This window comes from Novosphingobium cyanobacteriorum, from assembly GCF_029436685.1.
Classification (GTDB): Bacteria; Pseudomonadota; Alphaproteobacteria; order Sphingomonadales; family Sphingomonadaceae; genus Novosphingobium; species Novosphingobium cyanobacteriorum.
Genome location: NZ_JAROCY010000006.1, coordinates 163,481 through 188,521, shown reverse-complemented (window position 1 = coordinate 188,521; position 25,041 = coordinate 163,481). Strand labels below are relative to the sequence as shown.

At 67.3% G+C, this 25,041-nt stretch carries 21 protein-coding genes and 1 pseudogene; 11 read left to right on the top strand and 11 right to left on the bottom strand.

The annotated features are described in order from the left end of the window. The first annotated feature begins 85 nt into the window (after positions 1–85). The 5 genes from POM99_RS08610 (at position 86) to POM99_RS08590 (ending at position 9,097) form a co-directional block, all read left to right on the top strand. The gene (locus POM99_RS08610; RefSeq protein ID WP_277276752.1) at positions 86–841 is read left to right on the top strand and encodes an alpha/beta hydrolase; all 756 of its coding nucleotides are present in this window, start codon (positions 86–88) and stop codon (positions 839–841) included. Positions 842–853: 12 nt separating this feature from the next. Then, positions 854–1,759 carry a tetratricopeptide repeat protein gene (locus tag POM99_RS08605; RefSeq protein WP_277276750.1) on the top strand — a complete coding sequence of 302 codons (906 nt, stop codon included), beginning with the start codon at positions 854–856 and terminating at the stop codon, positions 1,757–1,759. Positions 1,760–1,764: 5 nt separating this feature from the next. Then, a complete protein-coding gene (locus POM99_RS08600) occupies positions 1,765–2,763 on the top strand; it encodes an LLM class flavin-dependent oxidoreductase (RefSeq protein WP_277276748.1) in 999 nt (332 codons plus the stop codon). 307 nt (positions 2,764–3,070) lie between these two features. Then, on the top strand, positions 3,071–7,759 hold the full coding sequence (locus POM99_RS08595; protein ID WP_277276746.1) for an NAD-glutamate dehydrogenase: 4,689 nt from the start codon (positions 3,071–3,073) through the stop codon (positions 7,757–7,759). A 111-nt stretch (positions 7,760–7,870) separates the two neighbouring features. Further along, on the top strand, positions 7,871–9,097 hold the full coding sequence (locus POM99_RS08590) for an NAD(P)/FAD-dependent oxidoreductase (protein WP_277276745.1): 1,227 nt from the start codon (positions 7,871–7,873) through the stop codon (positions 9,095–9,097). Here the strand turns inward: POM99_RS08590 and queG are convergent. Continuing rightward, complete coding sequence (gene queG / locus POM99_RS08585) at positions 9,081–10,145, bottom strand: tRNA epoxyqueuosine(34) reductase QueG (RefSeq protein ID WP_277276743.1); 1,065 nt, start codon at positions 10,143–10,145, stop codon at positions 9,081–9,083. The two genes, POM99_RS08590 and queG, sit on opposite strands and share 17 nt — an antisense overlap. 46 nt (positions 10,146–10,191) lie before the next feature. On the opposite strand from queG, the gene POM99_RS08580 reads away from it, so the two are divergent. From POM99_RS08580 to POM99_RS08560, 5 genes and pseudogenes are all read left to right on the top strand, one after another. Next, positions 10,192–11,187 (top strand): ABC transporter ATP-binding protein, encoded by a 996-nt coding sequence (locus POM99_RS08580; RefSeq protein ID WP_277276741.1) that lies wholly within the window; start codon positions 10,192–10,194, stop codon positions 11,185–11,187. Further along, entirely contained in the window at positions 11,187–12,395 is a 1,209-nt protein-coding gene (locus POM99_RS08575) for an ABC transporter permease (RefSeq protein WP_277276739.1), read from the top strand. Before POM99_RS08580 ends, POM99_RS08575 begins: the two co-directional genes overlap by 1 nt. A gap of 86 nt (positions 12,396–12,481) precedes the next feature. Further along, positions 12,482–13,816 (top strand): cytochrome P450, encoded by a 1,335-nt coding sequence (locus POM99_RS08570; protein ID WP_277276737.1) that lies wholly within the window; start codon positions 12,482–12,484, stop codon positions 13,814–13,816. A gap of 210 nt (positions 13,817–14,026) precedes the next feature. Further along, positions 14,027–14,481, top strand: a pseudogene (gene msrB / locus POM99_RS08565) (peptide-methionine (R)-S-oxide reductase MsrB). Between the two features lie 71 nt (positions 14,482–14,552). After that, positions 14,553–15,563 (top strand): esterase-like activity of phytase family protein, encoded by a 1,011-nt coding sequence (locus tag POM99_RS08560; RefSeq protein WP_277276735.1) that lies wholly within the window; start codon positions 14,553–14,555, stop codon positions 15,561–15,563. Between the two features lie 311 nt (positions 15,564–15,874). Here the strand turns inward: POM99_RS08560 and rpmB are convergent, their stop codons facing one another. Beyond that, on the bottom strand, positions 15,875–16,159 hold the full coding sequence (gene rpmB, locus POM99_RS08555) for a 50S ribosomal protein L28 (protein ID WP_277276733.1): 285 nt from the start codon (positions 16,157–16,159) through the stop codon (positions 15,875–15,877). 121 nt (positions 16,160–16,280) lie between these two features. On the opposite strand from rpmB, the gene POM99_RS08550 reads away from it, so the two are divergent. Next, a complete protein-coding gene (locus POM99_RS08550; protein WP_277276731.1) occupies positions 16,281–16,736 on the top strand; it encodes a nucleoside deaminase in 456 nt (151 codons plus the stop codon). On the opposite strand, the gene POM99_RS08545 is transcribed toward POM99_RS08550, so the two are convergent. From POM99_RS08545 to POM99_RS08505, 9 genes are all read right to left on the bottom strand, one after another. Further along, positions 16,733–17,425, bottom strand: a complete 693-nt coding sequence (locus POM99_RS08545) for a ribonuclease T2 (RefSeq protein ID WP_277276729.1) — start codon at positions 17,423–17,425, stop codon at positions 16,733–16,735. The genes POM99_RS08550 and POM99_RS08545 overlap by 4 nt on opposite strands. 5 nt (positions 17,426–17,430) lie before the next feature. Then, a complete protein-coding gene (locus POM99_RS08540; protein WP_277276728.1) occupies positions 17,431–17,859 on the bottom strand; it encodes a hypothetical protein in 429 nt (142 codons plus the stop codon). 64 nt (positions 17,860–17,923) lie between these two features. Next, entirely contained in the window at positions 17,924–18,787 is an 864-nt protein-coding gene (nadC, locus tag POM99_RS08535) for a carboxylating nicotinate-nucleotide diphosphorylase (protein WP_277276726.1), read from the bottom strand. Between the two features lie 46 nt (positions 18,788–18,833). Continuing rightward, positions 18,834–19,631: a LytR/AlgR family response regulator transcription factor gene (locus POM99_RS08530; protein WP_277276723.1), complete on the bottom strand. Its 798-nt coding sequence runs from the start codon at positions 19,629–19,631 to the stop codon at positions 18,834–18,836. Between the two features lie 70 nt (positions 19,632–19,701). Further along, complete coding sequence (locus tag POM99_RS08525; RefSeq protein ID WP_277276721.1) at positions 19,702–20,868, bottom strand: sensor histidine kinase; 1,167 nt, start codon at positions 20,866–20,868, stop codon at positions 19,702–19,704. A 66-nt stretch (positions 20,869–20,934) separates the two neighbouring features. Continuing rightward, positions 20,935–21,858, bottom strand: a complete 924-nt coding sequence (locus tag POM99_RS08520) for a M48 family metalloprotease (protein WP_277276719.1) — start codon at positions 21,856–21,858, stop codon at positions 20,935–20,937. Continuing rightward, complete coding sequence (locus POM99_RS08515; RefSeq protein ID WP_277276717.1) at positions 21,855–22,643, bottom strand: DsbA family protein; 789 nt, start codon at positions 22,641–22,643, stop codon at positions 21,855–21,857. The genes POM99_RS08520 and POM99_RS08515 overlap by 4 nt, the downstream gene beginning before the upstream one ends. Before the next feature lie 10 nt (positions 22,644–22,653). Continuing rightward, positions 22,654–24,012: a M48 family metalloprotease gene (locus POM99_RS08510; protein WP_277276715.1), complete on the bottom strand. Its 1,359-nt coding sequence runs from the start codon at positions 24,010–24,012 to the stop codon at positions 22,654–22,656. A gap of 12 nt (positions 24,013–24,024) precedes the next feature. Continuing rightward, the gene (locus POM99_RS08505) at positions 24,025–25,008 is read right to left on the bottom strand and encodes an alpha/beta hydrolase (protein ID WP_277276713.1); all 984 of its coding nucleotides are present in this window, start codon (positions 25,006–25,008) and stop codon (positions 24,025–24,027) included. Positions 25,009–25,041: the final 33 nt, after the last annotated feature.

Sequence of the window (25,041 nt, the reverse complement as noted above, 5' to 3'; positions counted from 1 at the left end):
GGTGCGCAGGCGCTTAGCCTATCGAATCGCGCGCCGCCACCCCATGCGGTTGCGCACGCGGGGGGACCGGTTCTAGGCTGCGCGCATGGATATTGATGCAATCGCGCCCGTCGCGTGGTTCGACGGGCCCAACGGACTGAAGATCGCGCACCGCTTCCTTCCCGGGGCGGGGCCGGCGGTGGTGTTCCTGCCCGGCTACATGTCGGACATGGACGGGGGCAAGGCGCAGGCGGTGCTGCGCTGGGCGCACGCGGCGGGGCGGGCGTGCCTGCTGCTCGATTATTCGGGATGCGGGCGCAGCAAGGGCGATTTTGCCGATGGCACGCTTTCCCGCTGGCGCGACGAAGTGGTCGCGCTGGTGCGGGCCAAGGGGCTGGGCAGCGTCATCCTGTGCGGATCGAGCATGGGCGGGTGGCTGATGCTGCTGGTGGCCGAGGTGCTGGGCGGTGCCGTGGCCGGGTTGGTGGGCATCGCCCCGGCGCCGGACTTCACCGAGTGGGGCTTCACGGCGGAGCAGAAGGAAGTGCTGGCGGCGGGCGAGACGTTGCTTGAGGACAATCCCTATGGCCCGGAGCCGACGCCGACCCATGCCGGGTTCTGGCGCGACGGGCAGGGGCTGCTGCGGCTGGAGCAGGGGATTGGCTTTACCGGCCCGGTGCGCGTGCTGCAGGGGCAGGCGGACCCAGACGTGCCGTGGCAGACGGCGCTGCGGCTGGCCGATGCGCTGCGTTCAGACGACGTGCAGGTCATGCTGGTCAAGGACGGGGACCACCGCCTTTCGCGCGAGGGGGACATCGCGCTGCTGCTGCGGACGATTGCCACCCTGCCGGGTGCAGACTGAAAGCCGATGACCATGATCCTGCCCGTTCCGCTGTTCGCCAATGCGGCCGAGATCGACCGGCCGGCGGCGATGATGCAGGTTGGCCCCAATCCTTCGCAGCGGCAGGAATCACCTTTGCCGATCCCGCGCCGCCGCACGATCATCGAGAATGCGCCGGCCAAGGGCGCACCAGCAGAAAGGCAGGGCAATTTGCCATCGGAACGGCTGGGCGCCTGCCTCGCCAAGGCGCAGCTCGATCCCGCAGCGGGGCTTGCCGCCGCGCGCGACTGGCTGGCGCAGGCCAAGAGCCCGGACGAGCGGGTGCGCGCGCGGCAGTGCGTGGGCATGGTGCTGAGCCAGCAGGGCGATTTTGCCGGCGCCGAAAGCGAATTCGCCAGCGCCATCGCCGGGCTGGATGCGACGCAGGCGGCCTCGCAGCAGGGGCTGCTGGCGATGGCGGGCAATGCCGCGCTGGCCGGCGGCAATGCAGCGAAGGCAGTCGACTGGCTGGACCGCGCCCGCGCGCTCGGGCCGCAGGGCGACAACCTGGCGCTGGCGGCGATCGAGGTGGATCGCGGGCGGGCGCTGGTGGTGCTGGGCAGGATGGAGGACGCGGTGAAGGCGCTGGGCGAGGCGCACCGGCTGGCGCCCAACGAGCCGACCGGCTGGCTGCTTTCGGCCACGCTCTATCGCCGGATGGGCGAGCTGGAGCTGGCGCAGCGCGATATCGAGATGGCGGCCTCGCTCGACCCGCGGGACCCGGCCATCGGCTTGGAGGCAGGTGTGATCGCGGTGCTTTCCGGGCGGGACGAGGCGGCGCGCAAATCATGGCAGTCGGTGATCGCCACCGCGCCGCAGGGCGACGAGGCGAAGACCGCCAAGGGCTACCTTGAACAGCTGGGCCCGGCCCCCACATCGGCAGCCAGGCCACAAGGATAGCCCCCATGAAACTCTCGGTGCTCGATCTGATCCCTATCGTTGAAGGCGGCACCGCAGGGCAGGCGCTGGCCGAGGCGGCGGCGCTGGCCAAAGTGGCCGAGGACGCAGGCTATCACCGGTACTGGGTGGCCGAGCATCACGGCATGGACGGCATCGGCGGCGCGGCGACATCGGTGGTGCTGGCGCATATCGGCCATGCCACCAGCCGCATCCGCATTGGCGCGGGCGGAATCATGCTGCCCAACCACAACCCCCTGGTGATCGCCGAGCAGTTCGGCACGCTGGACGCGCTGTTTCAGGGGCGGATCGATCTGGGGCTGGGGCGCGCGCCGGGGGCGGATCAGCGCATCGTCCACGCGCTGCGCAAGGAAGTGAACCGCGCGGCCGAGCATTTCCCGGACGACGTGATGGAGCTGCGCCTGCAATTCGCCGGCGATCCGCGCCTGCCGCTGCAGGCCACGCCGGCCAAGGGGGCGGCGGTGCAGATGTGGATACTGGGCTCAAGCCTGTTCGGCGCGCAGCTGGCAGCGATGCTGGGGCTGCCCTATGCCTTCGCCTCGCACTTTGCGCCCGATCACCTCGATGCGGCGCTGACGCTCTATCGCGACCGGTTCGAGCCTTCGGCGGCGCTGGACAGGCCCCATGCGATGGCGGCGATCAACGTGACCTGCGCGCCGACCGACGAGGAAGCGGTGCTGCTGGCCAGTTCGATGGACCAGTCGTTCGTGCGGCTGCGCAGCGGCAATCCGGGCCAGCTGCCGCCGCCGGTGGCGGGCTATCGCGATACGCTGCCCGGACCGGCGCTGGCGATGCTGGAGCACATGCGGCAAGTGAGCGCGATCGGCAGCCCGCAGACGGTGCGCGCGCAGCTGGCCGCCTTTGCCGAGCGGACGAAGGCGGACGAGATCATCGTTTCGGGATCGGTGTTCGATCCGGCGCTGCGGCGGCGTTCGCTGCAGATGACGATGGAAGCGGTGCAGGATCTGGTGGCCGAGCCTGCATAATGTGTTCCGCTCACGCGGAAGCGGCACCGGCCCACTCCCCCGCCCGGCCACCCAACGGAATTGTACGCTGTGGGTGGCCGGGCGGGGGAGTGGGCCGGTGCCGTCCTCAGTTGCCCCGCAACTGAGACAGACTCTAAGCAACCATGGAACCGGGGGCGACACGCCGGGTTAACACGCGACGGTTACGCTGAGGGGGTTGCCCAAGCTGGGCGAGACTAGTATCATTTGTAACATTGATATAGGCGATAATAATAAAGTTACGCCACCGCGCAGGGTATGTTCACTGCGCTAGCGGGATGGAACGCCAATGGCCACGAAGTCGGAAATGATCACCCCTGCCATTTCGCTGGAGGAGGTGCTTGCCGCACGCTTCGCCGCTTCGCTCCTGCCCGCCGAAGCCGGCGATTTCGATGCCGCCCGGCTGGATGAGGCGGCGCGCTTCACGCTGGCCGCCGCAGTCCGACGGCGCGGTTCCGAGGCTGCGCTGGCGCTGGAGAGTGTCAGCGGCACCGACGCCGCGCAGCGGTATCTGCGCATCGCGGTGATCAACGACGACATGCCGTTCCTGGTCGATTCGATCACCGCGACCATCGCCGCGCAGGGGCTGGCGATCGACCGGCTGGTCCACCCCGTGCTGGCGGTGCGGCGCGATCCCGATGGCAGGCTGATCGACCTGCCCGGCGGTGACGCCACCGGCGAACGGCGCGAATCGATGATCTACCTCGAGACCGAGCGCGCCGACGCCCGGGCGCGGCGCGCGCTGGTGGAGGCGCTGCATTCCACGCTGGCCGATGTCCACGCCGCGGTGGCGGACTGGCCACGGATGCGCGCGGCGATGGACGAGGACGCGCGCCTGCTGCCCGATCCCGAAGGCGCGGCGCTGCTGCGCTGGCTTGCCGCGGACATGATGACGCTGCTGGGCCATGTGACCCGGCATCGCGATGGTGGCCAGGCCGATGCGCTGGGCATCTGCCGCTCCACCGATGCGCCGCTGCTGGCCGACAGTTCCTATGCCAAGGCCTTCGAGTGGTTCGACCGCGCCGGGGAGCGTGGCGCCGATTCAGGCCGCGCGCCGCTGATCGTCAAGGCCAACCGGCTTTCACGCGTGCACCGCCGCGTGCCGCTGGATCTGCTGATCGTGCCGGTGCGCGAAGCGGGGCAGGTGGTGGCGCTGTCGGTCCACGCCGGGGTTTGGACCAGCGCCGCGCTGGCCGCCGCGCCCGACCGCGTGCCCCGCATGCGCAGCCAGCTGGCCGCGCTGATGGACAAGCTGCACTTCAACCCCACCGGCCACGCCGGCAAGGCCTTGGTCCACGCGCTGACGGCGCTGCCGCATGACCAGTTGATCGGCTTTGACGATGCGGATCTGGAACGCATCGCCACCACGATGATGAGCCTGATCGACCGGCCACGCCCGCGTCTGGCGCTGGTGCGCGCGCCGATCGGGCGGCACCTGTTCGCCTTCGTTTGGCTGCCGCGCGATGCGCAGAGCACCGAGATGCGCCTGCAGGTGCGCGCCATGCTGGAGGCGGAAACCGGCGCGCAGGTGATCGACTGGAGCCTGCAGGTGGAAGGCAGCACGCTGGCGCTGATGCGCTTCGTGCTTGATATCCGCGAGGGCGAAGCGGCAGCGGACGAGGCCGCGCTGGATGCGAAACTGCAGACGATGGTGCGCGGCTGGGATGCCGCGGTGGAGGCCGAACTGGCGCAGGGCGAGGACCCGGCGCGCGCTGCCGCCATCGCCACCCGCTATGCCGCCGCTTTTCCCATCGGGTACCGCCAGGCGTTTGGCGCGGCAGAGGCGGCGCAGGACATCCGCGTGCTGCGCGCGCTTTCGGGCAGCAAGGCTCCGCGCCGCGCCGCGCGGCTCCATCGCCTGCCGGGCGAGGAAGGGCTGCGGCTGAAGCTGTACCAGCGCGAAGGCGCCATCGTGCTTTCGGATGCGGTGCCGGTGCTGGAAAACTTCGGCTTCCGCGTGCTGGAGGAAGTGCCGACCGCGCTCGATCGTGGGCGGCTGGGCTTCATCCACGATTTCCTTGTCTCAACCCCGGCGGATACCGATGCCGAGGCGCTGCTGCAGCGGGCGGAAGCGGTGGAAGCCTCGCTGGCGGCGGTGCTGAACGGCGCAGCCGAGGACGATGCGTTCAACCGCCTGATCGTGGCCGTCGCGCTTTCGGCGCAGCAGGCCAACTGGCTGCGCGCGTGGTTCCGCTATCTGCGCCAGACGGGCATGACCTTTGCCATCGCCACCGTGGTCGATGCGTTGAAGAACGCGCCCGCCGTCACCCGCGGGCTGGTCGATCTGTTCGTGGCGCGGCACGATCCCGCCTTTGGCGGCAATCGCGCGAATGCAGAGGCAGAGGCGGCAGAACGCATTCGCGCCGGCCTCGGCAATGTTGCCGCGATCAACGACGATCGCCTGCTGCGCAGCTTCCGCGCGGTGGTGGAGGCGACCCTGCGCACCAACGCGTTTGCACCAGCCGCCGAAGAAGCGCTGGCCTTCAAGATCGAATCCGCGCTGGTGCCCGGCCTGCCGCGACCGGTGCCGTGGCGCGAGATCTTCGTCTATTCGCCGCGCGTGGAAGGCATCCACCTGCGTGCGGGGCCGGTGGCGCGCGGGGGCCTGCGCTGGTCCGACCGGCGCGACGACTTCCGCACCGAGATCCTCGGCCTGATGAAGGCGCAGCGCGTGAAGAACGCGGTGATCGTGCCGACCGGGGCCAAGGGCGGGTTCTATCCCAAGCAATTGCCCGATCCGGGGAAGGATCGCGACGGCTGGCTGGCTGAAGGCAAGGCGAGCTACCAGGTCTTTATCCGCACGCTGCTGTCGCTCACCGACAACATCGTCGATGGCAAGGTCGTCCACCCCGCCAGCGTGGTGATCCGCGATGGCGAGGATCCCTATTTCGTGGTCGCGGCGGACAAGGGCACGGCGACGTTTTCCGACGTGGCCAACGCCATCGCCGAATCGCGCGATTTCTGGCTGGATGACGCCTTCGCCAGTGGTGGGTCCAAGGGTTACGACCACAAGGCCATGGGCATCACCGCCAAGGGTGCGTGGCTCTCGGTCCGCCGCCATTTCCTGGAACTGGGCGTGGATGTGCAGCGCGAACCGGTGCGGGTGATCGGCTGTGGCGACATGTCGGGCGACGTGTTCGGCAACGGCATGCTGCTGAGCCAGGCGATCAAGCTGGTTGCCGCGTTCGACCATCGCCACGTGTTCCTTGATCCCGACCCCGATCCGGCGGCAAGCTGGGGCGAACGGTCACGCCTGTTCGCGCTGCCACGATCGAGCTGGGACGATTACGACAAGGGCCTGATCTCTGAAGGTGGCGGGGTGTTCCCGCGCTCGATGAAGGCGATTCCGCTGTCACCGCAGGTGCAGGCGCTGCTGGGCACAACGGCCGGGGAAATGGACCCCGAGACGCTGATCTCCGCGATCCTGCGCGCGCAGGTGGACCTGCTGTGGTTTGGCGGCATCGGCACTTATGTGAAATCGGCAGCGGAGAACAACGCCACGGTGGGCGATCCCGCCAACGACACACTGCGCGTGAGTGCGGCGGAACTGCGCGTCAAGGTGATCGGCGAAGGTGCGAACCTTGGCATGACGCAGGCTGGTCGCATCGAATTTGCGCTGCATGGCGGCCGCGTGAACACCGATTTCATCGACAATTCCGCCGGCGTCGATTGTTCGGACAACGAGGTGAACATCAAGATCGCGCTGGCTGCTGCCAAGCGCGCGGGCCGCCTGACCGAAAACGGGCGGGTCGAACTGCTCGCCTCGATGACCGACGAGGTGGCGGGGCTGGTGCTGGAAGACAACCGGCTGCAGGCGCTGGCGTTGTCAATTGCAGAGCGCGGTGGCGCAGGCGCGAGCGCGGCCTGGTCACGGCTGGTCGACGTGCTGGAGGAAAGCGGCGATCTCGACCGCAAGACCGAGGGCCTGGCCCCGGCCGAGGATTATGCCCGGCGCGCTGCGGCGGGGCAGGGCTTCACCCGGCCGGAACTCGCCGTGCTGCTGTCCTCGTCAAAACTGGTGCTGCAGCGCGCGCTGGAAGAAAGCGCGGTGGTGGACGATCCCGTGCTGGAAGAGGAACTGGTCGCGGCATTCCCGCCTGCGATGCAGGAACGCTTCGAAACCGACATCACCCATCACCGCCTGCGGCGCGAGATCATCGCCACCAAGCTTGCCAACCGCATCGTCAACCGCATGGGGCCGGTCCATCCGTTCGAACTGGTGGAGGAAGAAGGCTGTTCGCTGGCGCAGGTTGCCGCCGCGTTCGTGGCGGCGGAGCGGTTGCTGGACCTGCGCGAGACCTGGCGCCTGCTTGATGAAACGCCGATGCCGGAAGCGCTGCGGCTTGCCATGTTCGAGCGCGTGGCGGCGGCGCTGCGCGCGCATGTGGCCGATGTGCTGCGCGCCGGACGTGGCGGCATTGCCGTGAACGATCTGATCGAGGATCTGTGCGGTGGTGTTGGCCTACTGTCGCATACGGCGGCGCAGCTGCTGCGGGGCGAGGCCCAGGCCCAGGCGCGGCGCATGGCGCAGGCTCTGGCCGATGCGGGCATTCCGGGCGAAGTGGCGGCGCGGGTGGTCCATCTTTACGATATGGACGGGGCGATCGGCCTTGCCCACCTGGCGGGCGAACTGAATGTGGATGCCGCTGCGCTGACCGGCGCATTTGCCGATCTGGGGGCGCAATTGGGGCTCGATTGGGCGCAGCAGGCGGCCAGCCGGATGACGCCTTCCGATCCATGGGAGCGCCTGCTGGTTTCAGGCCTGGCGCGTGACTTCCAGCAGATGCGGCTCGATTTCCTGGCGCGCCATGCGGCCGATGGAGGCCCCGATGCGGCGGTGGCGCGCTGGGTGGATGCCCATGCCGCCCCTGTCCGCCAGTTCCGTGCGCTGGTGGCGCGGGCCCAGGCGACGGCAGTGGTGGCCCCGGCCATGCTTGCCCAGTTGGCCAGCCAGGCGCGGACGCTGATGATGAGATAACCTGGTCGCGGATCGGACATATTGACCGTGGCGGATCGGACAAATTGACCGCGATCAGTTGACGACGCGCCACTTTTGTCCAAACCGGCCCGCAAAGCCGGGAGGATTCGCATGGATCGTGCAGATGTGGTGATTGTGGGTGCAGGGCACGGGGGCGCGCAGGCGGCCATCGCGCTGCGTCAGAACGGTTTCGAAGGATCGATCGTGGTGATCGGGCGCGAACCGGAACTGCCCTATGAACGCCCGCCGCTGTCCAAGGAATACCTGGCGCGTGACAAGACCTTCGACCGCATCCTGATCCGCCCGGCGCAGTTCTGGCAGGACAAGCAGGTGACAATGCGTCTCGGCACCGAAGTGACTGCGATCGACCCGGCGGCGAAGGTGGCGACGCTTTCCGATGGCAAGACCATCGAATATGGTTCGATGATCTGGGCCGCCGGCGGCGATCCGCGCCGGCTTTCCTGCGTCGGGGCAGACCTTGCCGGGGTCCACGCGGTGCGCACGCGCGAGGACGTGGACCGGCTGATGGGTGAACTGGATGCCGGTGCAAAGCGCGCCGTGGTGATTGGCGGCGGGTATATCGGGCTTGAGGCGGCGGCGGTGCTGACCAAGCTTGGCTGCTCGGTCGTGCTGCTGGAGGCGCTGCCCCGCGTGCTGGCGCGCGTGGCGGGTGAGGCATTGTCGGAATTCTACCAGGCCGATCACCGCGCCCATGGCGTGGACCTGCGCACCGGCGCGGCGATGGACTGCATCGAAGGCGACGGCACCAAGGTGACCGGCGTGAAGATGCAGGACGGTTCGATCGTGCCGGCCGAAATCGTGATCGTCGGCATCGGCATCGTGCCTTGCGTGGGCCCGCTGCTGACCGCAGGCGCGGCGGGCGGCAACGGGGTGGACGTGGACGAATACTGCCGCACCTCGCTGCCCGATGTCTATGCGATCGGCGATTGCGCCGCCCATGCCAACGATTTCGTCGACGGTGCGGTGATGCGGCTGGAATCGGTGCAGAACGCCAACGACATGGCCACCACCGCCGCCAAGGCGATCTGCGGCACCCTGGTGCCTTACAAGGCGACGCCATGGTTCTGGTCAAACCAGTATGACCTGAAGCTGCAGACTGTGGGCCTTTCCACCGGGCATGACCAGGCGGTGCTGCGCGGCGATCCCGCCACGCGCTCGTTCTCGGTGGTTTACCTGAAGGGGGGCAAGGTTGTGGCGCTGGACTGCGTGAACATGGTCAAGGACTATGTCCAGGGCAAGAAGCTGGTGGAAGCGCGCGCCCAGATCGCGCCCGAAAAGCTGGCCGACGCCAGCGTGCCGCTCAAGGAACTGGCATAACCGCGGCGAGGCGGCCAAGCGCCCAGCTTGCCGCCTCCGCCACGGCCGGGTCAGGGTCTGCCAGCAGGCGCTGGGCCGGGGCAAACAGCGTGGCATCGCCGCTGTTGCCGGCAGCATATAGGCAATTGCGCACGAAGCGATCACGCCCGATGCGCTTGATCGGCGATCCGGCAAAGACGGTGCGGAACGTGGCGTCGTCCAGCGCCAGCAGATCCGCCAGCCGGGGCGCCGCCAGCTCCGCACGGGGCAGAAACGCCCGGTTCGCCTGCGCCGCGCTGGCGAAGCTGTTCCATGGGCAGACGGCCAGGCAATCGTCGCAGCCATAGATGCGGTTGCCCAGCGCAGCGCGAAATTCCTCGGGAATCGGCCCCTTGTGCTCGATCGTGAGGTACGAGATGCAGCGTCGCGCATCGAGGCGATAGGGCGCGGGGAAGGCCTGCGTGGGGCAGGCCTGCTGGCACGCGCTGCACGATCCGCAGCGATCCGGGTGTGCGCCATCGGTTGGCAGGTCCAGCGTGGTGTAGATCGCCCCGAGGAACAGCCATGAGCCATGGCTGCGGCTGACCAGGTTGGTGTGCTTGCCCTGCCAGCCGATGCCCGCCGCCTGGCCCAGCGGCTTTTCCATCACCGGAGCGGTATCGACGAAGACCTTGACCTCCGCCCCCGGCGCTTCGGCCACAATCCAGCGCGCCAGCGCCTTGAGCATCCGCTTGACCACGTCATGGTAGTCGGCCCCTCGCGCATAGGTGGAGATGCGCGCGCGGCCACGATTCCCCGCCAGCGCCAGCGGATCGGCAGCGGGGGCATAGCTCATGCCCAGCGCGATCACGCTGCGCGCATCAGGCCAGAGCGATTGCGGGCCGCGGCGGTGATGGAGGCGCGTCTCCATCCAGTCCATGCTGCCATGGCTGCCTTCGCCCAGCCACTGCTCCAGCCGCTCGGCACGCACCGGGTCGTCGGCCGCAGGCGCGATGCCGCAGGCGGCAAAGCCCAGCCGCGCCGCCTCGTCCTTCAGCCGGGAGACAAGCCTTGCCGCGCCGTTAACCAAACTTGCCGCCCCGTTCGTTCATGCCCTAGGGTTAACGCCATGCGCCATGAAGATCGAGTTAGGGACTTGGGCTGTGGAGGGCAATGAAGTCGACGCAGCCGGCCGCGAACTGGCGATCGAGGCGCGCGGGCTGGTCAAGCGGTTCGACGGTTTCACGGCGGTGGACGGCGTCGACATCTCGGTGCCGCGTGGCGCGATCTATGGCATCCTTGGCCCAAATGGCGCGGGCAAGACGACTACGCTGCGCATGCTGCTGGGCATCATCGATCCCGACGAAGGCCATCGCCGCGTGCTGGGGCATGACCGGCCCACCGACGTTGCCCGCCGGATCGGTTACCTGCCCGAAGAGCGCGGCCTCTATCCGGCGATGAAGGCCTATGAGGCGATCGCCTTTCTCGCCGCGCTGCGTGGCGTGCCGTTGAAGGAGGGGCGCCGGCGTGGGCGCGAACTGCTGGAGGAGAACGGCCTCGGCTATGCCGCCGATCGCCAGATCCGCCAGCTTTCCAAAGGCATGGCGCAGCAGGTCCAGCTGCTTGGCACCCTCGTGCACAAGCCTGACCTTGTTGTGCTGGATGAACCGTTTTCCGGCCTCGATGCGCTGAACCAGGGCAAGCTGGAGCGGCTGATCCGCCAGCTTGCGGCCGATGGCACCACGGTGATCTTTTCCACCCACGTCATCGCCCATGCCGAGCGCATGTGCAACCAGGTGGCGATCATCGCGGGGGGGAAGGTTCCCTTCGCCGGGCCGGTGGACGTGGCGCGGGACCGGCTGCGTCCGCAGGTGCGGCTGGAGACGCGCGCACAGGACGGGCCATGGCGCGCCGCGTTGCCTGCCGATGCCCGGCACGAAGGGGCGTTCTGGCACTTCACGCTGCCCGAAAGCGGGGTCGAGCCCTTGCTGCGCGCACTGATCGAGGGCGATGCGGGCATCCTCAGCCTTTCGATCGAACGCGCCGGGCTGCACGATGCCTTTGTCGCCATCGCGGGTGAAGCCGCGGCGCGGGCGCTGGAAGCCAATCCCGAAGAAGAGGGTCGCCGCTGATGTTGTCGCACCGCCTGCACGCCGCCTGGGTCGTCGCGCGCCGCGATTTCGTGGCGGTGATCTTTTCCAAGGCGTTCATCTTCTTCCTGCTCGGCCCGCTGTTCCCGGTGATCGTGGGCATGATGGCCGGATCGATCGGCGCCACGGTCCAGCGCGATCTCGATCGCCCGGTGATCGGCGTGGCCATGCCCGCGCATGAAGGAGACCTGATGGTTGTGGCGCGCGATGCCGTGGCCCGACAGCTCGATGGCCGCGTGCCCGAACTGGTCGTGCTCAAGCGGTTGCGCGATGGCGAGGCGTTCGACGCGCGCGTGGCGCTCGGCAGTGGGCAGGGCGTGGCCGCTATCATCACCGGCACCCGCGCCGCGCCGGTGCTCACCGGCACGCCCGAACGGATCGACCAGTGGCAGGGCATCGTCGGCCTGATTGCCGCGCGTGCCGTGGAAAAGGCGCCGCAGGGCTATCCGATCGTGCAGGTGGCCGAAGTGAAGACCAGCGTGGCCAAGCAGCGCAACGAACAAGTGCTGACCGCGCAGGCGGGCCAGGTGCTCCTGTTCCTGCTCACCATGTTGCTGGCAGGCATGGTCCTGTCCAACCTGGTCGAGGAAAAGGCCAACAAGATCATCGAAGTGCTGGCCGCTTCCATTCCCATGGACGCGCTGTTCCTGGGCAAGCTGTTCGCGATGCTGGCGGTGAGCATGGTCGGCATCGCGGTGTGGGGTTCGGGCTATGGCCTGCTGGTGCTGGTGGGGCAGAAGTCTGCCCCGCTGCTCGCCGCGCCGGCCGTGGGCTGGCCGATGTTCCTGGCGCTGGGTTTTGCCTACTTCGCGATGGCCTACCTCCTGCTTGGCTCGATGTTCCTCGCCATCGGCGGCCTGGCGACGACCGTGCGCGAAGTGCAGACGCTGTCGATGCCTGCCACCATGCTGCAGCTGATCGTGTTCTTCTTCGCCAGCTATGCGCTGGCCCGTCCCGGCACGTGGATCGAAACGGCCTCGCGGGTTTTCCCGGTCAGCTCGCCCTATGCGATGCTGGCCAGCGCGGCCCAGTCTTCCGCGCTCGCACCCCACCTTGTGGCGCTGGCGTGGCAGGCGCTCTGGGTCGGGCTGATGGTCCGCTTCGGATCGCAGCTGTTCCGTCGCACGGTGATGAAGAGCGGCCCGGCACGCCCGCGCAAGGCGAAGCGTCGAAAGGCCGTGGCCGCCTGAGCTGCGCCTTATTGACACCCTTGTAGGTTGCGGAAATAGTACCTCTGCAAGGGACTCGCATTCACGACGGGTCCGCGGAGGATGCCATGGCCACGCAATTCGCAGACCAGACTGCGTTCACCTACCGTTCGTCGCCCACCGCCAACGAAGTGTTCGAACAATGGCTGCACGCCAATCCGCAGGCGCGCCCGGTCCACACCCACCCGTGGGACGTCAGCCGCTCGGACATCTATGTGAACGACACCTGGGGCCCGATCTTTGCGGAAATGCGTGCGCAGGCGCCGGTCAACAAGGTCACCGGCACGCCCTATGGCGATTACTGGAACGTGGTCAGCCACAAGGCAGTCCTCCACGTCGAATCGCTGCCCGAGATCTTTTCCTCCTCATGGCAGCACGGCGGCATCACGATCGGCGATCCACCGCCCGATATCGACCCGGCCAAGCTGGCGGAGCGCCAGCTGCCGATGTTCATCGCGATGGACCGGCCCGAACACACCGGCCAGCGCCGCACCGTGGCCCCGGCGTTCACCCCGGGCAAGATCGTGGAGATGGAGGCGGAGATCCGCCGCCGCACGGCCGCCGTTCTCGATTCGCTGCCGCTGGGTGAACGTTTCGATTGGGTGGACCAGGTTTCGATCGAACTGACCACCGGCATGCTGGCGATCCTGTTCGGCTTTCCGTGGGAAGACCGCCGACTGCTGACGTTCTGGTCAGACTGGGCGGGCGACGTGGAGCTGACGCTGGCGAGCGAGCTTTCTGACCAGCGCTTTGAATTCCTGGGCGAAATGGCCCATTATTTCCAGCGCCTGTGGATCGATCGCATGGGGAGGCCGCCTTCGCCCGATCTGATCTCGATGATGATCCATTCCCCGGCGATGAACCACATGAGCCCGCAGGAATTCATGGGCAACCTGATCCTGCTGATCGTGGGCGGAAACGATACCACGCGCAACACGATGTCGGGCATCATCCACGCGCTGCACCAGTTCCCCGATCAGCGCGCCATCCTTGAAGCCGATGGATCGCTGATCCCCAACGCGGTGCAGGAATGCATCCGCTTCGTTACCCCGCTGTCGCACATGCGCCGCACCGCCGTGTCCGATGCCGAGCTGTTCGGGCAACAGATAAGCGCGGGTGACAAGGTGGTGATGTGGTACATCTCCGCCAACCGCGACGAAGCGGTGTTCGAAAACCCCGACAAGCTGATCGTCACGCGCGAGAACGCAAGACGGCACCTTTCGTTCGGCCATGGCATCCACCGCTGCGTGGGCGCGCGCCTGGCTGAGCTGCAGTTGCGCGTTCTGCTGGAAGAGATGCGCGAACGCCGCCTGAGGGTTCATGTGGCGGGCAAAGTGGAGCGGGTCCGCGCCAACTTCGTGCATGGCTTCCGCCTCATGGAGGTTGAGGTCGAACGCTATTGAGGCCTTGATGATCATTCCTGCATGCGGTGTGACGGCGGTCACCCCGCGTTCAGGCTGGCGGGGTTAACTCCGCCACAGTCCTGGGCGGGGCCACCCGATGCCCCCCTCGTGCCCCGCCCGGGACGGACCATTCGAAGGGTACCACCGGTGACGACCCCGCTTGCCGATTCCGCATCGATCCAGGCCTCCACCCGCCGCCGTTTCCTCGGGATGCTGGGTGCAGGAACAGCCATGGCCTTTGCCGGCGCCTGCAGCGCGCGACCGGCCGTGGCGGGGACGTTTCCGGTCCGGCACAGCGACGCCGAATGGCGGCGCCTGCTCACGCCCGACCAGTATACATACTGCGCCAGGCGGGCACCGAGCGCCCCTTCACCTCGCCCCTGCTGAAGGAACACCGCAAGGGCACGTTCGTCTGTGCGGCTGACGGCAATCCGCTGTTCTCCAGCACCACGAAGTTTGAAAGCGGCACGGGCTGGCCCAGCTTCTGGCGCCCGTTGAAGGGTGCGGTCGGCACCAGCACGGACAGCTCCTTCGGCATGAGCCGGACGGAAGTGCACTGCTCGCGCTGCGGCGGACACCTTGGCCACGTGTTCGACGATGGCCCGCCCCCCACCGGCAAGCGGTATTGCATGAACGGTGACGCGCTGCGCTTCCAGCCGGCCTGACAAAGGCCTTTTTCCACGAAGCAACAGTTTCCGATTCCGCTGCGCCCCGGCGTGTGGCAAGCGCTGGCGCGATGCAGCGTCCTGCGCTCCTTGTCGTGCTGGCCCTGGTGGCGGCGGTGCTGCTCCAGCACGGTACCGGCGGCCCGATGCGCTATGGCGCACCGGTGCGCAAGACGGACCTGATGCCTGATTTGCGGACAGGCGGCGGCATCCCGAAGCTTGGCCGGCTGGAACTGGTCGGCGCATGGCAGCTGAACAGCGTCTATCGCGATTTCGGCAACTTTTCCGCGATGCGCCAGCTCAAGAGCGGGACGATCCTCGCGCTCAGCGATCGCAACGATTACATGGAATTCGTCCCGCCGGACCGGCCCGGCCCCTTTGCGGTGCTGCGACAGGGGGTGACGATGCACGGCAAGTGGGGCGATCCGCCGCCATCGGCCGATGCGGAAGCCTTCGTGGTCGATCCCGCCAACCAGGATATCGTCCTTGCTTCGGAAGGCGTGGGTGAACTCTATCGCTTCTCACCTGATCTGGTGCGGCATCGGCGGATCCCGGTGCCCGAACTGGCGGCATGGCCAGAAAACAAGGGGCCCGAGGCGATGGTCCTGTTGCAGGACGGGCGGTTGGTGATCCTGGGCGAGACCTATACCGATTGGGATGACGAGAAGCTGCATCCCGGGCTTGTCTTTTCCGGCATTCCCGGCCCGGCGCACCCCCAGCGGCCTGGCCACTTCACCATCGCCATGCCGGCCGGGTTCCGGCCGGTGGAGCTGGAACAACTGCCCGATGGGCGGCTGCTGGTGCTGGGGCGCAGCTTTTCGATCACCGGTTTTCGCAACGTCATCGCCCTTGTCGATTCGCGGGCAATCCGGGCGGGCGCAACCGTGGCAACGCAGGAGATTGCGCGAATCGACGACCCGCGCATCCGCGACAACTTCGAAGGAATGGCCGTGACCGCGGATGCCGATGGAAAGCCGGCCATCTGGATCATTTCGGACAGCAACCTGATGGTGCGCCTGCAACGCACCCTGCTGCTGAAGCTGCGGTTTAGAGCGGCGTACCGTATATCTGATCCACCCTGACGGAGCCGATTTTGGCCCATCGCGAGGAGCGAGGAGGGAGCCATGCCGTCGCATAGTGACCGACGAGGGACGAAGCGCTGGGCCAAAAGCGGCCCGCCGCTTCGCGGTTGCCACAGGAAGCGGCTCGGACAGCGTCACGCTGCTGGGACGGGAAACCAGCCCGCCCTGCACAGCGCTCCTTGCCGAGAAGCTTCCTGAGGCAATCAGGGTGGGTCAGATATACGGTACGCCGCTCTAAGTAGATACGCAAAAAGCCCCGCCGAAGCGGGGCTTTGGCTTGGCACCCGGTCGGCATGCCGACCGGAGCGCAATCAGGCGGCGACGGCCTTCTTGAGGTCGCGCTTCACCTTCAGGGCGCGGGCCGACAGCTTGGTGTCGTCCTGCTTCAGCAGCCAGTTGTCCAGGCCGCCGTTGTGCTCAACCGAGCGCAGGCCGTGCGTGGAAACGCGGAACTTGAAGCTGCGGTCCAGCTTCTCGCTCATCAGCGTCACGTTCTGCAGGTTGGGCAGGAACAGACGCTTGGTCTTGTTGTTGGCGTGGCTGACATTGTGGCCGACCTGGCGACCCTTGCCGGTCAGTTCGCAGATGCGCGACATGGCTGAAACTCGCTTTGTGTTCGATAATACCTATCGGGAAGGCGCGGCTCTTATCGATTCACCGGACGAAGTCAAGGATTCGCAAGTTGCGGATCGCGCTTTGCCGGTTTAGCCGACTGCCATGACCCGCTGGCCGCTGCCCGATCCGATGAAGCTCGCGCTGGAGCTGGCCCGTGCTGCCGCAGGTGCGGGCGAAGTGCCCATCGGCGCGGTCGTGGTCAAGGACGGGCAGGTGATCGCCACGGCGCACAACGCCCCCAGGGCACAGCGTGACCCCACCGCCCATGCCGAAGTGCTGGCGATTCGCGCTGCTGCCGCCGCGTTGGGGCAGGAACGGCTGGATGGCTGCGACCTGTGGGTCACGCTGGAACCCTGTGCGATGTGTGCCGGGGCCATCGTCCACGCCCGGCTTGACCGGGTTTACTACGCCGCCTCCGATGCCAAGGGCGGGGCGGTGGAACACGGCGCGCGCGTGTTCGAACAGCCCACATGCCTGCACCGGCCCGAAGTGTATTCCGGCATGGGCGAAGCCGAAGCGGCAGACCTGTTGCGCACCTTCTTCCGTGAACGCCGTTAGAAGCTGCGCCAGATCTTCAGCGGCGCGTTATCCTGCGCGCCCGGATCGGCGCAGGCGGCGGGCATGAAGCTGGCACCATAGCAAAGATGCATTTCCTGCAGCCAGCCTCGCCTGTTCACCTTCAGCCGGATCGCGGCGGGCGAAAGAAATGGCGTCGCCTCCACCATCGCCTTGCGCAGGTCACCTGCGGTCAGGCCGTCCTGCCGGGATAGCCGCGCCATGTCGGGAAACCGGATCGGCCGCAGCAGCGCCGCCGCCGCGCGGAAATAGCCTTCCGGGCTGCGCGCCATGCAACTGCCATGCTTGGCCCATTCGTGCGCGATCAGGCCCGGGGATGGCGTCAGGCACAGGTTGCGCCGCACGGTCTCCGCCGGCACCGGCCTGGCGGCGCACCATTGCGGCCAAAGGCCCGGCGCGCTTTCCGGCCACAACCCGTGCAGCACGAAGCCGAACCGCCCCATCCTGCCGCTGCATTGCGTGGCGCTGGCCCTGTCACCCTTGCGCGCCTTGCAGAACTCGGGCGACCATGACAGCGCCAGCGTATAGCCGCGGATCGGCAGCACGCGGCGTGGCCCATCGGGGGCGGGCAGGGCAGGCGCCTCCACCCGCGAAGGTACATGGCACTGCCACGCCTGCGCATGGGCCTGCGTGGCGGCGGCAAGCGCGAGCAGGGCCGCTGTCCCGCGCATCGGCCTCATTCGAACGTGGCGACGTCGACCGGACCTTGCCGCCCCTTGCTCTTCAGCCAGATTACCGCATCAGCGCGAAACAGGTAGGCCACGGCGATGACCTGCAGCACCAGCACCAGCAGCGACAGCGTGAGCCGCAGCGGCGAATAGGAGGTCATCAGTTGCCATCGCATCCCCGTGCTCACCAGCCCGAAAGCCGTAAGCACGGTGAGGATCCACTTCGCCACGTTGCTGGCGCGCCGGGCGATGAAGAACCAGAACAGCATGTTGATGCCCAAACCGACCAACGCTGCAATCACCAGGAAAACGATGCCGTACTGCAGCTGCGCCATCTGGCGCGTCGCTTCATCGAAGTTGAAGATGAAGTTCAACAGCCCGAAGACCGACGCCCCCAGATAGAGTTTCTCGAACTGGTCGATCGATGTGGGCCGCATGCCTTCACTCCCTCGCTGACGGCCAGCTTAGCAGTCGGGCAAAGGGCGGCAACCGCAGCCGCGGTCAAAGTGGCGTGAAATCCAGCCCGATGTCTGCTGCGGGTGCGCTTTGCGTCAGGCGGCCAACCGAGACGTAGTCCACCCCCGTTGCGGCAATGGCGGCGATTGTATCCAGCCGCACACCGCCCGATGCCTCGCACGGCACCCGGCCCGCCACCACTGCCAGCGCTTCACGCAGCATGTCCGGCCCCATGTTGTCGAGCAGCAGGCGCGTCGCCCCCGCCGCCAGCGCCGGCTCGATCTGGTCGATCCGGTCGACTTCGCAGATCACGTCCTGCACTCCGGCAGCCAGCGCGCGCTTCACCGCCTCGGCCACGCCGCCCGCAACCAGCACGTGGTTGTCCTTTATCATCGCCGCGTCCCACAGCCCCATGCGGTGGTTGTGGCCGCCGCCGGTGCGCACGGCGTACTTCTCCAGGAGGCGCAGCCCCGGAATGGTCTTGCGCGTATCCAGCAGCTTCGCCCGCGTATCGCCCATCGCGTCGACATAGGTGCGGGTCAGCGTGGCCACGCCGGACAGGTGCTGCACCGTGTTCAGCGCGCTGCGCTCCGCCGTCAGCATCGCCCGCGCATTGCCGACCATGCGCATCAGCGCGCTGCCCGGTTCCACGCGTGCGCCTTCCTCAACCAGGATCTCGATCGCCATCGCCGGGTCCAGCGCGCGGAAGAACGCGGCCGCGATCGGCAGCCCGCACACGGTGATCGCATCGCGGCTGTCCATCACCCCGGAAAACTGCGCGTCCGCCGGGATCACGCTGTTGCTGGTCACGTCGTTCCCGCCGCCCGGCAGGCCTTGCCCAAGGTCCTCGGCCAGCGTGGCGGAAACAAAGGCGGCAAGGTCGAAACCGGGGATGGCAAAGCTGGTCATGCCCGCCCCTTACCCAACCCGGTCCGCCCCTGTCGAGCGAAGCCTGTCAATGGACGAAGCGCGCCACCACGTCGCGATAGGACCGGCTGACCTTCACCTCGGCCCCGCTGTCCAGCACCAGGAAGCATTCGCCATTGGTGTGCGGGCGCACCTGCCGCACCTGATCGAGGTTCACGATCTTGGAGCGGTGCACGCGCTGGAACACGCGCGGGTCAAGCCGGCGCTCAAGGTCCTTCATCGTCTCGCGCAGGATCAGCGAATTGTCGCCGGTGTAGATGCACATGTAATCGCCCGCCGCCTCGATCCGTTCGATCGTGTCGACGTCCACGCGGAAGATCTGGCCGCGATCCTTGATGTTGATCAGCTTTTCGAAGCGGCCCGCCGCCGGCTCGCCATCCTCGGGCATGTCGGGCATCGCATCCGGTGCCACTTCGGCCAGCACGTGCTTCAGCTTTTCGGCCTCTTCCAGCCCGCGCTTTTCCGCCAGTCGGGTGCGCGCGCGGTCCAGCGCATCGGCCAGGCGGTCTTCCTCAACCGGCTTCAGCAGGTAATCCACTGCGTTGGCCTCGAACGCCTTGATCGCGTGTTCGGAATAGGCGGTGACGAACACGAACAGCGGCGGATCGATCTCCATCACGCCTTTCACCACCGAAAAGCCATCGAAGCCGGGCATCTGGATGTCGCAGAACACCAGGTCGGGCTTTTCGGTCTTGATCTTGCGGATTGCCTCTCGCCCGTTCGAGCAGGTGTCGATCACCTCCACGTCCGGAAAAGCCTGCAGCCGCAGCTGGAGGCCCTGGATGGCGAGCTTCTCGTCATCGACGAGGATCGTGCGGATGGTCATGGGTTTCCCTTGGATTGTCCTGAGGCAACCGCGAACAACTTGCGGCACGGAAAGGCGGTTCCCGCCACGCTCACGCCACTGCCTGCGCAGAAGCCGAGGAAGCGGGAGAGACGGAAACGGCAGGCGCGTTTTCGCGCGCCTCGAACGGAAGCTCGACTACCACGGCCACGCCACCCTCGGGCCGGTCGGCAATCTCGAATCGCTGGTTTTCGCCATAGGCCTGCGCCAACCGGTCGCGAATGTTCGCGAGGCCGACGCCCGTTGAATGCTTTGAGCTTTCGCTGGTCACGCCGAACAGCTTCGACGGGTCGGTGCCCGGTGGCAAGCCCGGCCCCGTGTCCGACACGGTGACGCGAAGCATCCCCCCGACGAGTTGCGCATCGATGGTGATCTGCGCCCCTTCCTCCAGCGGGCTCACCGCATACTTGATCGCGTTCTCCACCAGCGGCTGCAGCAGAAGCGATGGCATCAGGCCCTGCTTCGCCTCTTCCTCCACGCGGAATTCGGTGCGCAGCCGCTCCTCGAAGCGCATCCGCTCGATGTCGAGATAGAGCTTCAGCGTCTCGATCTCCTGCGCCACGGTCACCCGCGCAGTCGGCTCATTGATCAGGGTATAGCGCAGGAAGGAAGACAGCCGGCTGAGCATCGCATTGGCCGGTTCGGTCTGCTTCAGCAGCACCAGCGTGGAGATGGAGTTCAGCGTGTTGAACAGGAAGTGCGGGTTCAGCTGATAGCGCAGCATCGCGAGCTGCGCGCTCGTCGCCTGGTTCTCCAGCTGGATCAGCTGGTCGTTCTGTTCTTCCACCTGGATGTAGAAATTGATCGCGTAATACAGGGCGGACCATGCACCAAGCAGCGTCAGGTCAAGGTAGAACACCCCCAGGAACAGCTGCGCAAACCCGGCATCGTTGCTGGTGCGGTAGAGGCTGATCACCCACGAATCGATGAAGGCATAAAGCCCCACCGCGATCGCCAGCACCACCGCCGTCACCCCCCAGGTCACGATCGCGCGGCGGTTGATCAGCGCGCGATAGATCACCGACAGGATCAGCGAGAGCGAAAAGCCGGTGATCGTGGCGATCAGCACGATGATCAGGAACGACCACGGCTGCGCATTGGCGATGCTGGACAGCGCGCGCAGCAGCATCGCCCCGCCCCAGCCAAGGAACTGCAGGCGCCAAAAAGCGCGGTTCTTGTTGCCGAAGAACGGCGTCGGCGGAAGCGGCAGCATGGCCATGCTCGCCAATGTAGCGAGGATGCGCGCGAATGCAAAACACCGCAGCCTCCGGATTGGTGGAGCCTGTCAGGTCTCTCGCTTGAAGAACCGGGGCCAGTCGGGCTCGGGCGCGGCCTTCATCGCGGCGATCTCGGCCACCACTGCCTCGCGCCGCGCCTTCCATCCGCCATGGCCCGGGTCGGGGAACAGGAACGGCTCCTTGGATCGCAGCACCGTTTCGATCATCCGCACCGCGCCCTGTGGATCGTATCCGGCATTGGCCATCAGCCACACCGAAAGCCGGTCCGCCTCACGCTCGGTATGCCGCACCAGCGTCACGCTGCGCGGGCCGCGCTCCAGCACGCCCTGATGGTCCAGCACCGCATGTGCCATCTCGTGCGCCACAATCGCGGCAAAGGCGGCCTCGTCCTGCCCGGTGCTGTCGTAGAACCGTCGGCCGATGCGCACTTCCTCGCGGTTGGCCTTGGCGTATCCCTTCGAATCGTCGAGCATGAAGCGCACGGTGCAGGCGGGTTCGCCCGCCACGGTCACGCTGCGGTTTCCTGCCAGCGCCAGCGTGACCTTGCCGTCGGTCCGTACCGCCGTTTCCAGCCGCGTCTGCAGCCGGATCTGCCGGGTCCATGCGCCGGGCCGGGCCGGAGGCTCGCTGTCCACGGTCGCGTCGGCGATGCCCAGCACGGTATCGTTGGCGGAAAGCCCGGCCTTGGCCGCAGGGCCGCCATCGGCCACCGCCGCCACGGAAATGTCGCCGCCCAGGCCATAGGCCTCGCGCGCCGCAGCCGCATCGTTGAAGGTGCGGGCATCGCCCAGCAGCAGGCCTATGCCCGGCCCACTGCGTGCGCAGAACCGGGCATTGGCGCTGGCCAGCTTCCAGCCGATGGTCTGCACCATCGCATCGCCCTGCTGCAGGTCGTCAACCGGCACGGCACTTGCGGGTATCGCGCCTGCCATCGCCGCTAACGCCAGCAGGGCCTTGCGCGCGATGGTCATCCCTTGCGCGCGGCGTCGATCGCCTGTTGCAGCCGCTCGCGGCCCACTGCGCCGGAAATCAGCTCGCCATTGACGATCCACGCCGGCGTGCCGTTCACGCCCAATTGCCGGGCCATGCCCAGGTTGCGCTCCAGTTCGGCCTGCACCCCGGCATTGCTGGCGAATGTGCGCGCGGCGTTCAGGTTCAGCCCCGCCTTTCCTGCGGCGGCATCGATGCTTTCGGGACTGGGCCGGTCACCGGAAAACATGGCATCGTGGAACGCGCCATATTTGCCCTGTGCGGCGGCGGCCAGCGCCATGCGCGCGGCGGGTTCGCTCTGCGGGCCGATGATCGGCAGTTCGCGCACCACCACCTTCAGGTCGGGGTTCCCGGCGATCAGCGCCTTCACGTCTGCCACGCTGCCCCGGCAGTATGTGCAGGAAAAGTCGGTGAATTCCACCAGTGTCACCTTGCCCTGCGGGTTGCCCATCACCGCGCCGGGGAAGGGGGTTTCCAGCGCTCCCTGCAGCGGCGCAAGCTTGGCCTGCGTCTCGCGCGCCTGCAGCCGGTCCATCGCCTCGGGCAGGATTTCCGGGTGATCGAGGATATAGGCGCGCACCAGCCCTTCCAGCGCGGCGCGCTGCTTCGGGTCTATCCCCGCCTTGGCCAGTTGGCTGTCCAGTTCGGCATTGGCGGCGGGTTCGGTCGCGGCGCGGCGGCTTTCCAGCCACCAGCCAAAGGCGGCGGCGATCATCAGCACGCCGATGGCGAGCAGGGCGAAGGGGCGGATGCGCGTGGCGTTCATCGGCGCAACGCTACTTCTTCTTGCGCGCGCGCTCAATCATTGCGCGGGCAGACATGGCGATATCCTGGGCGCGCAGCCAGTCGGGCGATCCCTTGGGCAGGGCAGCTTCGGCGGTTTCGGCATTCTGGGCGGCTTCCAGCAAGTTCATTTCCATCAGCTGCTGCTCGGCGCTGGCCAGCCGCGCGCGCGGGGTATCCCCTTGCGCTTCATAGACCACGCCCAGCTGGTACCATGCGAACGGGTTGTCATGGTCGCGCGCCACTGCCGTCTTGAGCACCCTTTCCGCCTCGGCAAAGTTGGCCTTGTCCTCGGTGGCGAGCAGCGCGTGACCAAAGGTGGTCGCGATCAGCGGGTTGTTGCGGGACAGCTCGACGGCGCGGCGCAACGGTGGCACCGCCTCTGCCGGCCTGCCCGATTCCAGCAGCACCTGCCCCTTCAGTTCCAGCGCATAGGCATCGTCTGGCTGGGCCTTCAGGATGGCGTCGGTTTCCTCCAGCGCTTTGTCCAGGAACGCCTCCTTGTGATAGGCATAGGCGCGGGCATAGTGCGCGGGCACGTCCTGCAGGTAATCGGGATAGGCCGCCAACGTCGCCTGCGGATCGGCCAGGTATCCGAAGAGCTTGGCCTTCACCCGTAGGAAGCGGGCCTGCAGGTCCGCATCGGGCGGACGGTTCCATGCCGGATCCTGGCTGAACGAATCCTCCAGCGTGGTCAGGCGGTCCGATGTCATCGGGTGCGTGCTGTAGAACTCGCTGTCGGCATTGCGCTTGAAGCCATAGCGCATTTCCAGGTTCTGCAGCTTCTTGAAGAAGTCGATCGATCCCCGGCCGGAAATCCCCGCCTTGGTCAGGAACTGCACGCTCGCGGCGTCCGCGCTCGATTCCTGCGCACGGCTGAACGCCAGGTATTTGCCCAGCGCCGCCTGCTGCCCGGCCATGAAGATGCCCATGCCTGCATCGGCCGATCCCGCCGCCGCCGCCGCCGCGCCCAGCAGCAGGCTCAGCAAGGTGATTCCGGTGGCGGGCTTGGCGCCTTCATCATTGCGGATCACGTGGCCGCCGGTGATGTGGCCCAGTTCGTGCGCCACCACGCCCTGCACCTGGTTCACGTTGTCGGCCGCGCCGATCAGGCCCGAATGGATGTAGATCGCCTGCCCCCCGGCCACGAAGGCGTTGATGCTGCCATCGTTCAGCAGCACCAGGTCCACGTTCTTCGGGTCGAGCCCCGCCGCCGCGATGATCGGGGCTGACAGGTCGCGGAACAGCGCCTCGGTCTCCGCATCGCGCAGCACGCCCTGCGCGGCGGCGGGCCGTGCGGAAAATGCCAGGGTGGCAAGGACGGCGACGATCAGGCGAAAGGTGCGGCGCATCTGGTCCCAGCCTTATCGGGCTGCCGCCTGAACGGCTGGTGAAGGTTGTGTCACATCCCGCAGGAACGGCAGCACCGCGTCCAGCACGCGCGGATCGCGCGCGAACGGGCGGGCAAAGCGCATGATCACGCCTTCGTGGCTCATGCCTTCCAGGATGATCGCCTGCGTGGGCTGCCCGGCGTTTGTCATCGCCCTGGCCAACGCGATGGAATTGCGCGGTTTTACCGTGATGTCGGTGCTGCCGTGGATCAGCAGCAACGGTGGCGCCCCGGCGCGGGCGTGGTTCACCGGCTGGGTATCCGCCGGATCGGGCGCCTGGCCAAAGCTGTCGATCGATGCCTTCACGTCAAAGGGATAGAAGTCATAGGGCCCCGAAAGCCCCACCACCCCGCGCAGCGCGCCGGGCGAAAGCCCCACCGCGTTCAGCCAGCGCGGGTCAAGCCCCAGCATCATCGCGTTATAGGCGCCCGCGGAATGGCCCATCAGCACCAGCCGTGCAGGATCGCCCCCATGTTCGGCGGCATGGTCTTCCACCCACTTCACCGCCAGCGCGCCGTCCTCCAGCATCGCGGGATAGCGCACATGCGGGAAGTGGCGGTATCCCGCCAGCACCACGGCATAGCCCTGCGGCGCCAGCGCCCGCGCCATGAAGCGATAATCGTGCGGATTGCCGCTGTTCCACCCGCCGCCATGGATGAACACCACCACCGGCAGCTTGCCGCCCGCTCCCCCTGCTTTGGCTTCGGCCGGCAGGAACATCTCCAGCTTCTGCGCCTTGTCCGGCCCGAACTGCGCCGCCGCCACCAGCCGCACCGCGCCGTCCCCGCCGCGCAGGAACCGGTCTGCCGCATCCAGCGTGCCCACCGCGTTGGTGTTGATGGCATGGGCATAGGCGGCATAGAGCGCCACCAGAACGAGGGCGAGCGCGGTCAACGACCAGCCGAGCATGCCCATCTGCGGAATTCCCACGCGCCGCCGTTCCTGCCTGCCGCTCATTGCGAACGGCTAGCAGGATGCGGGCGGGCCGGG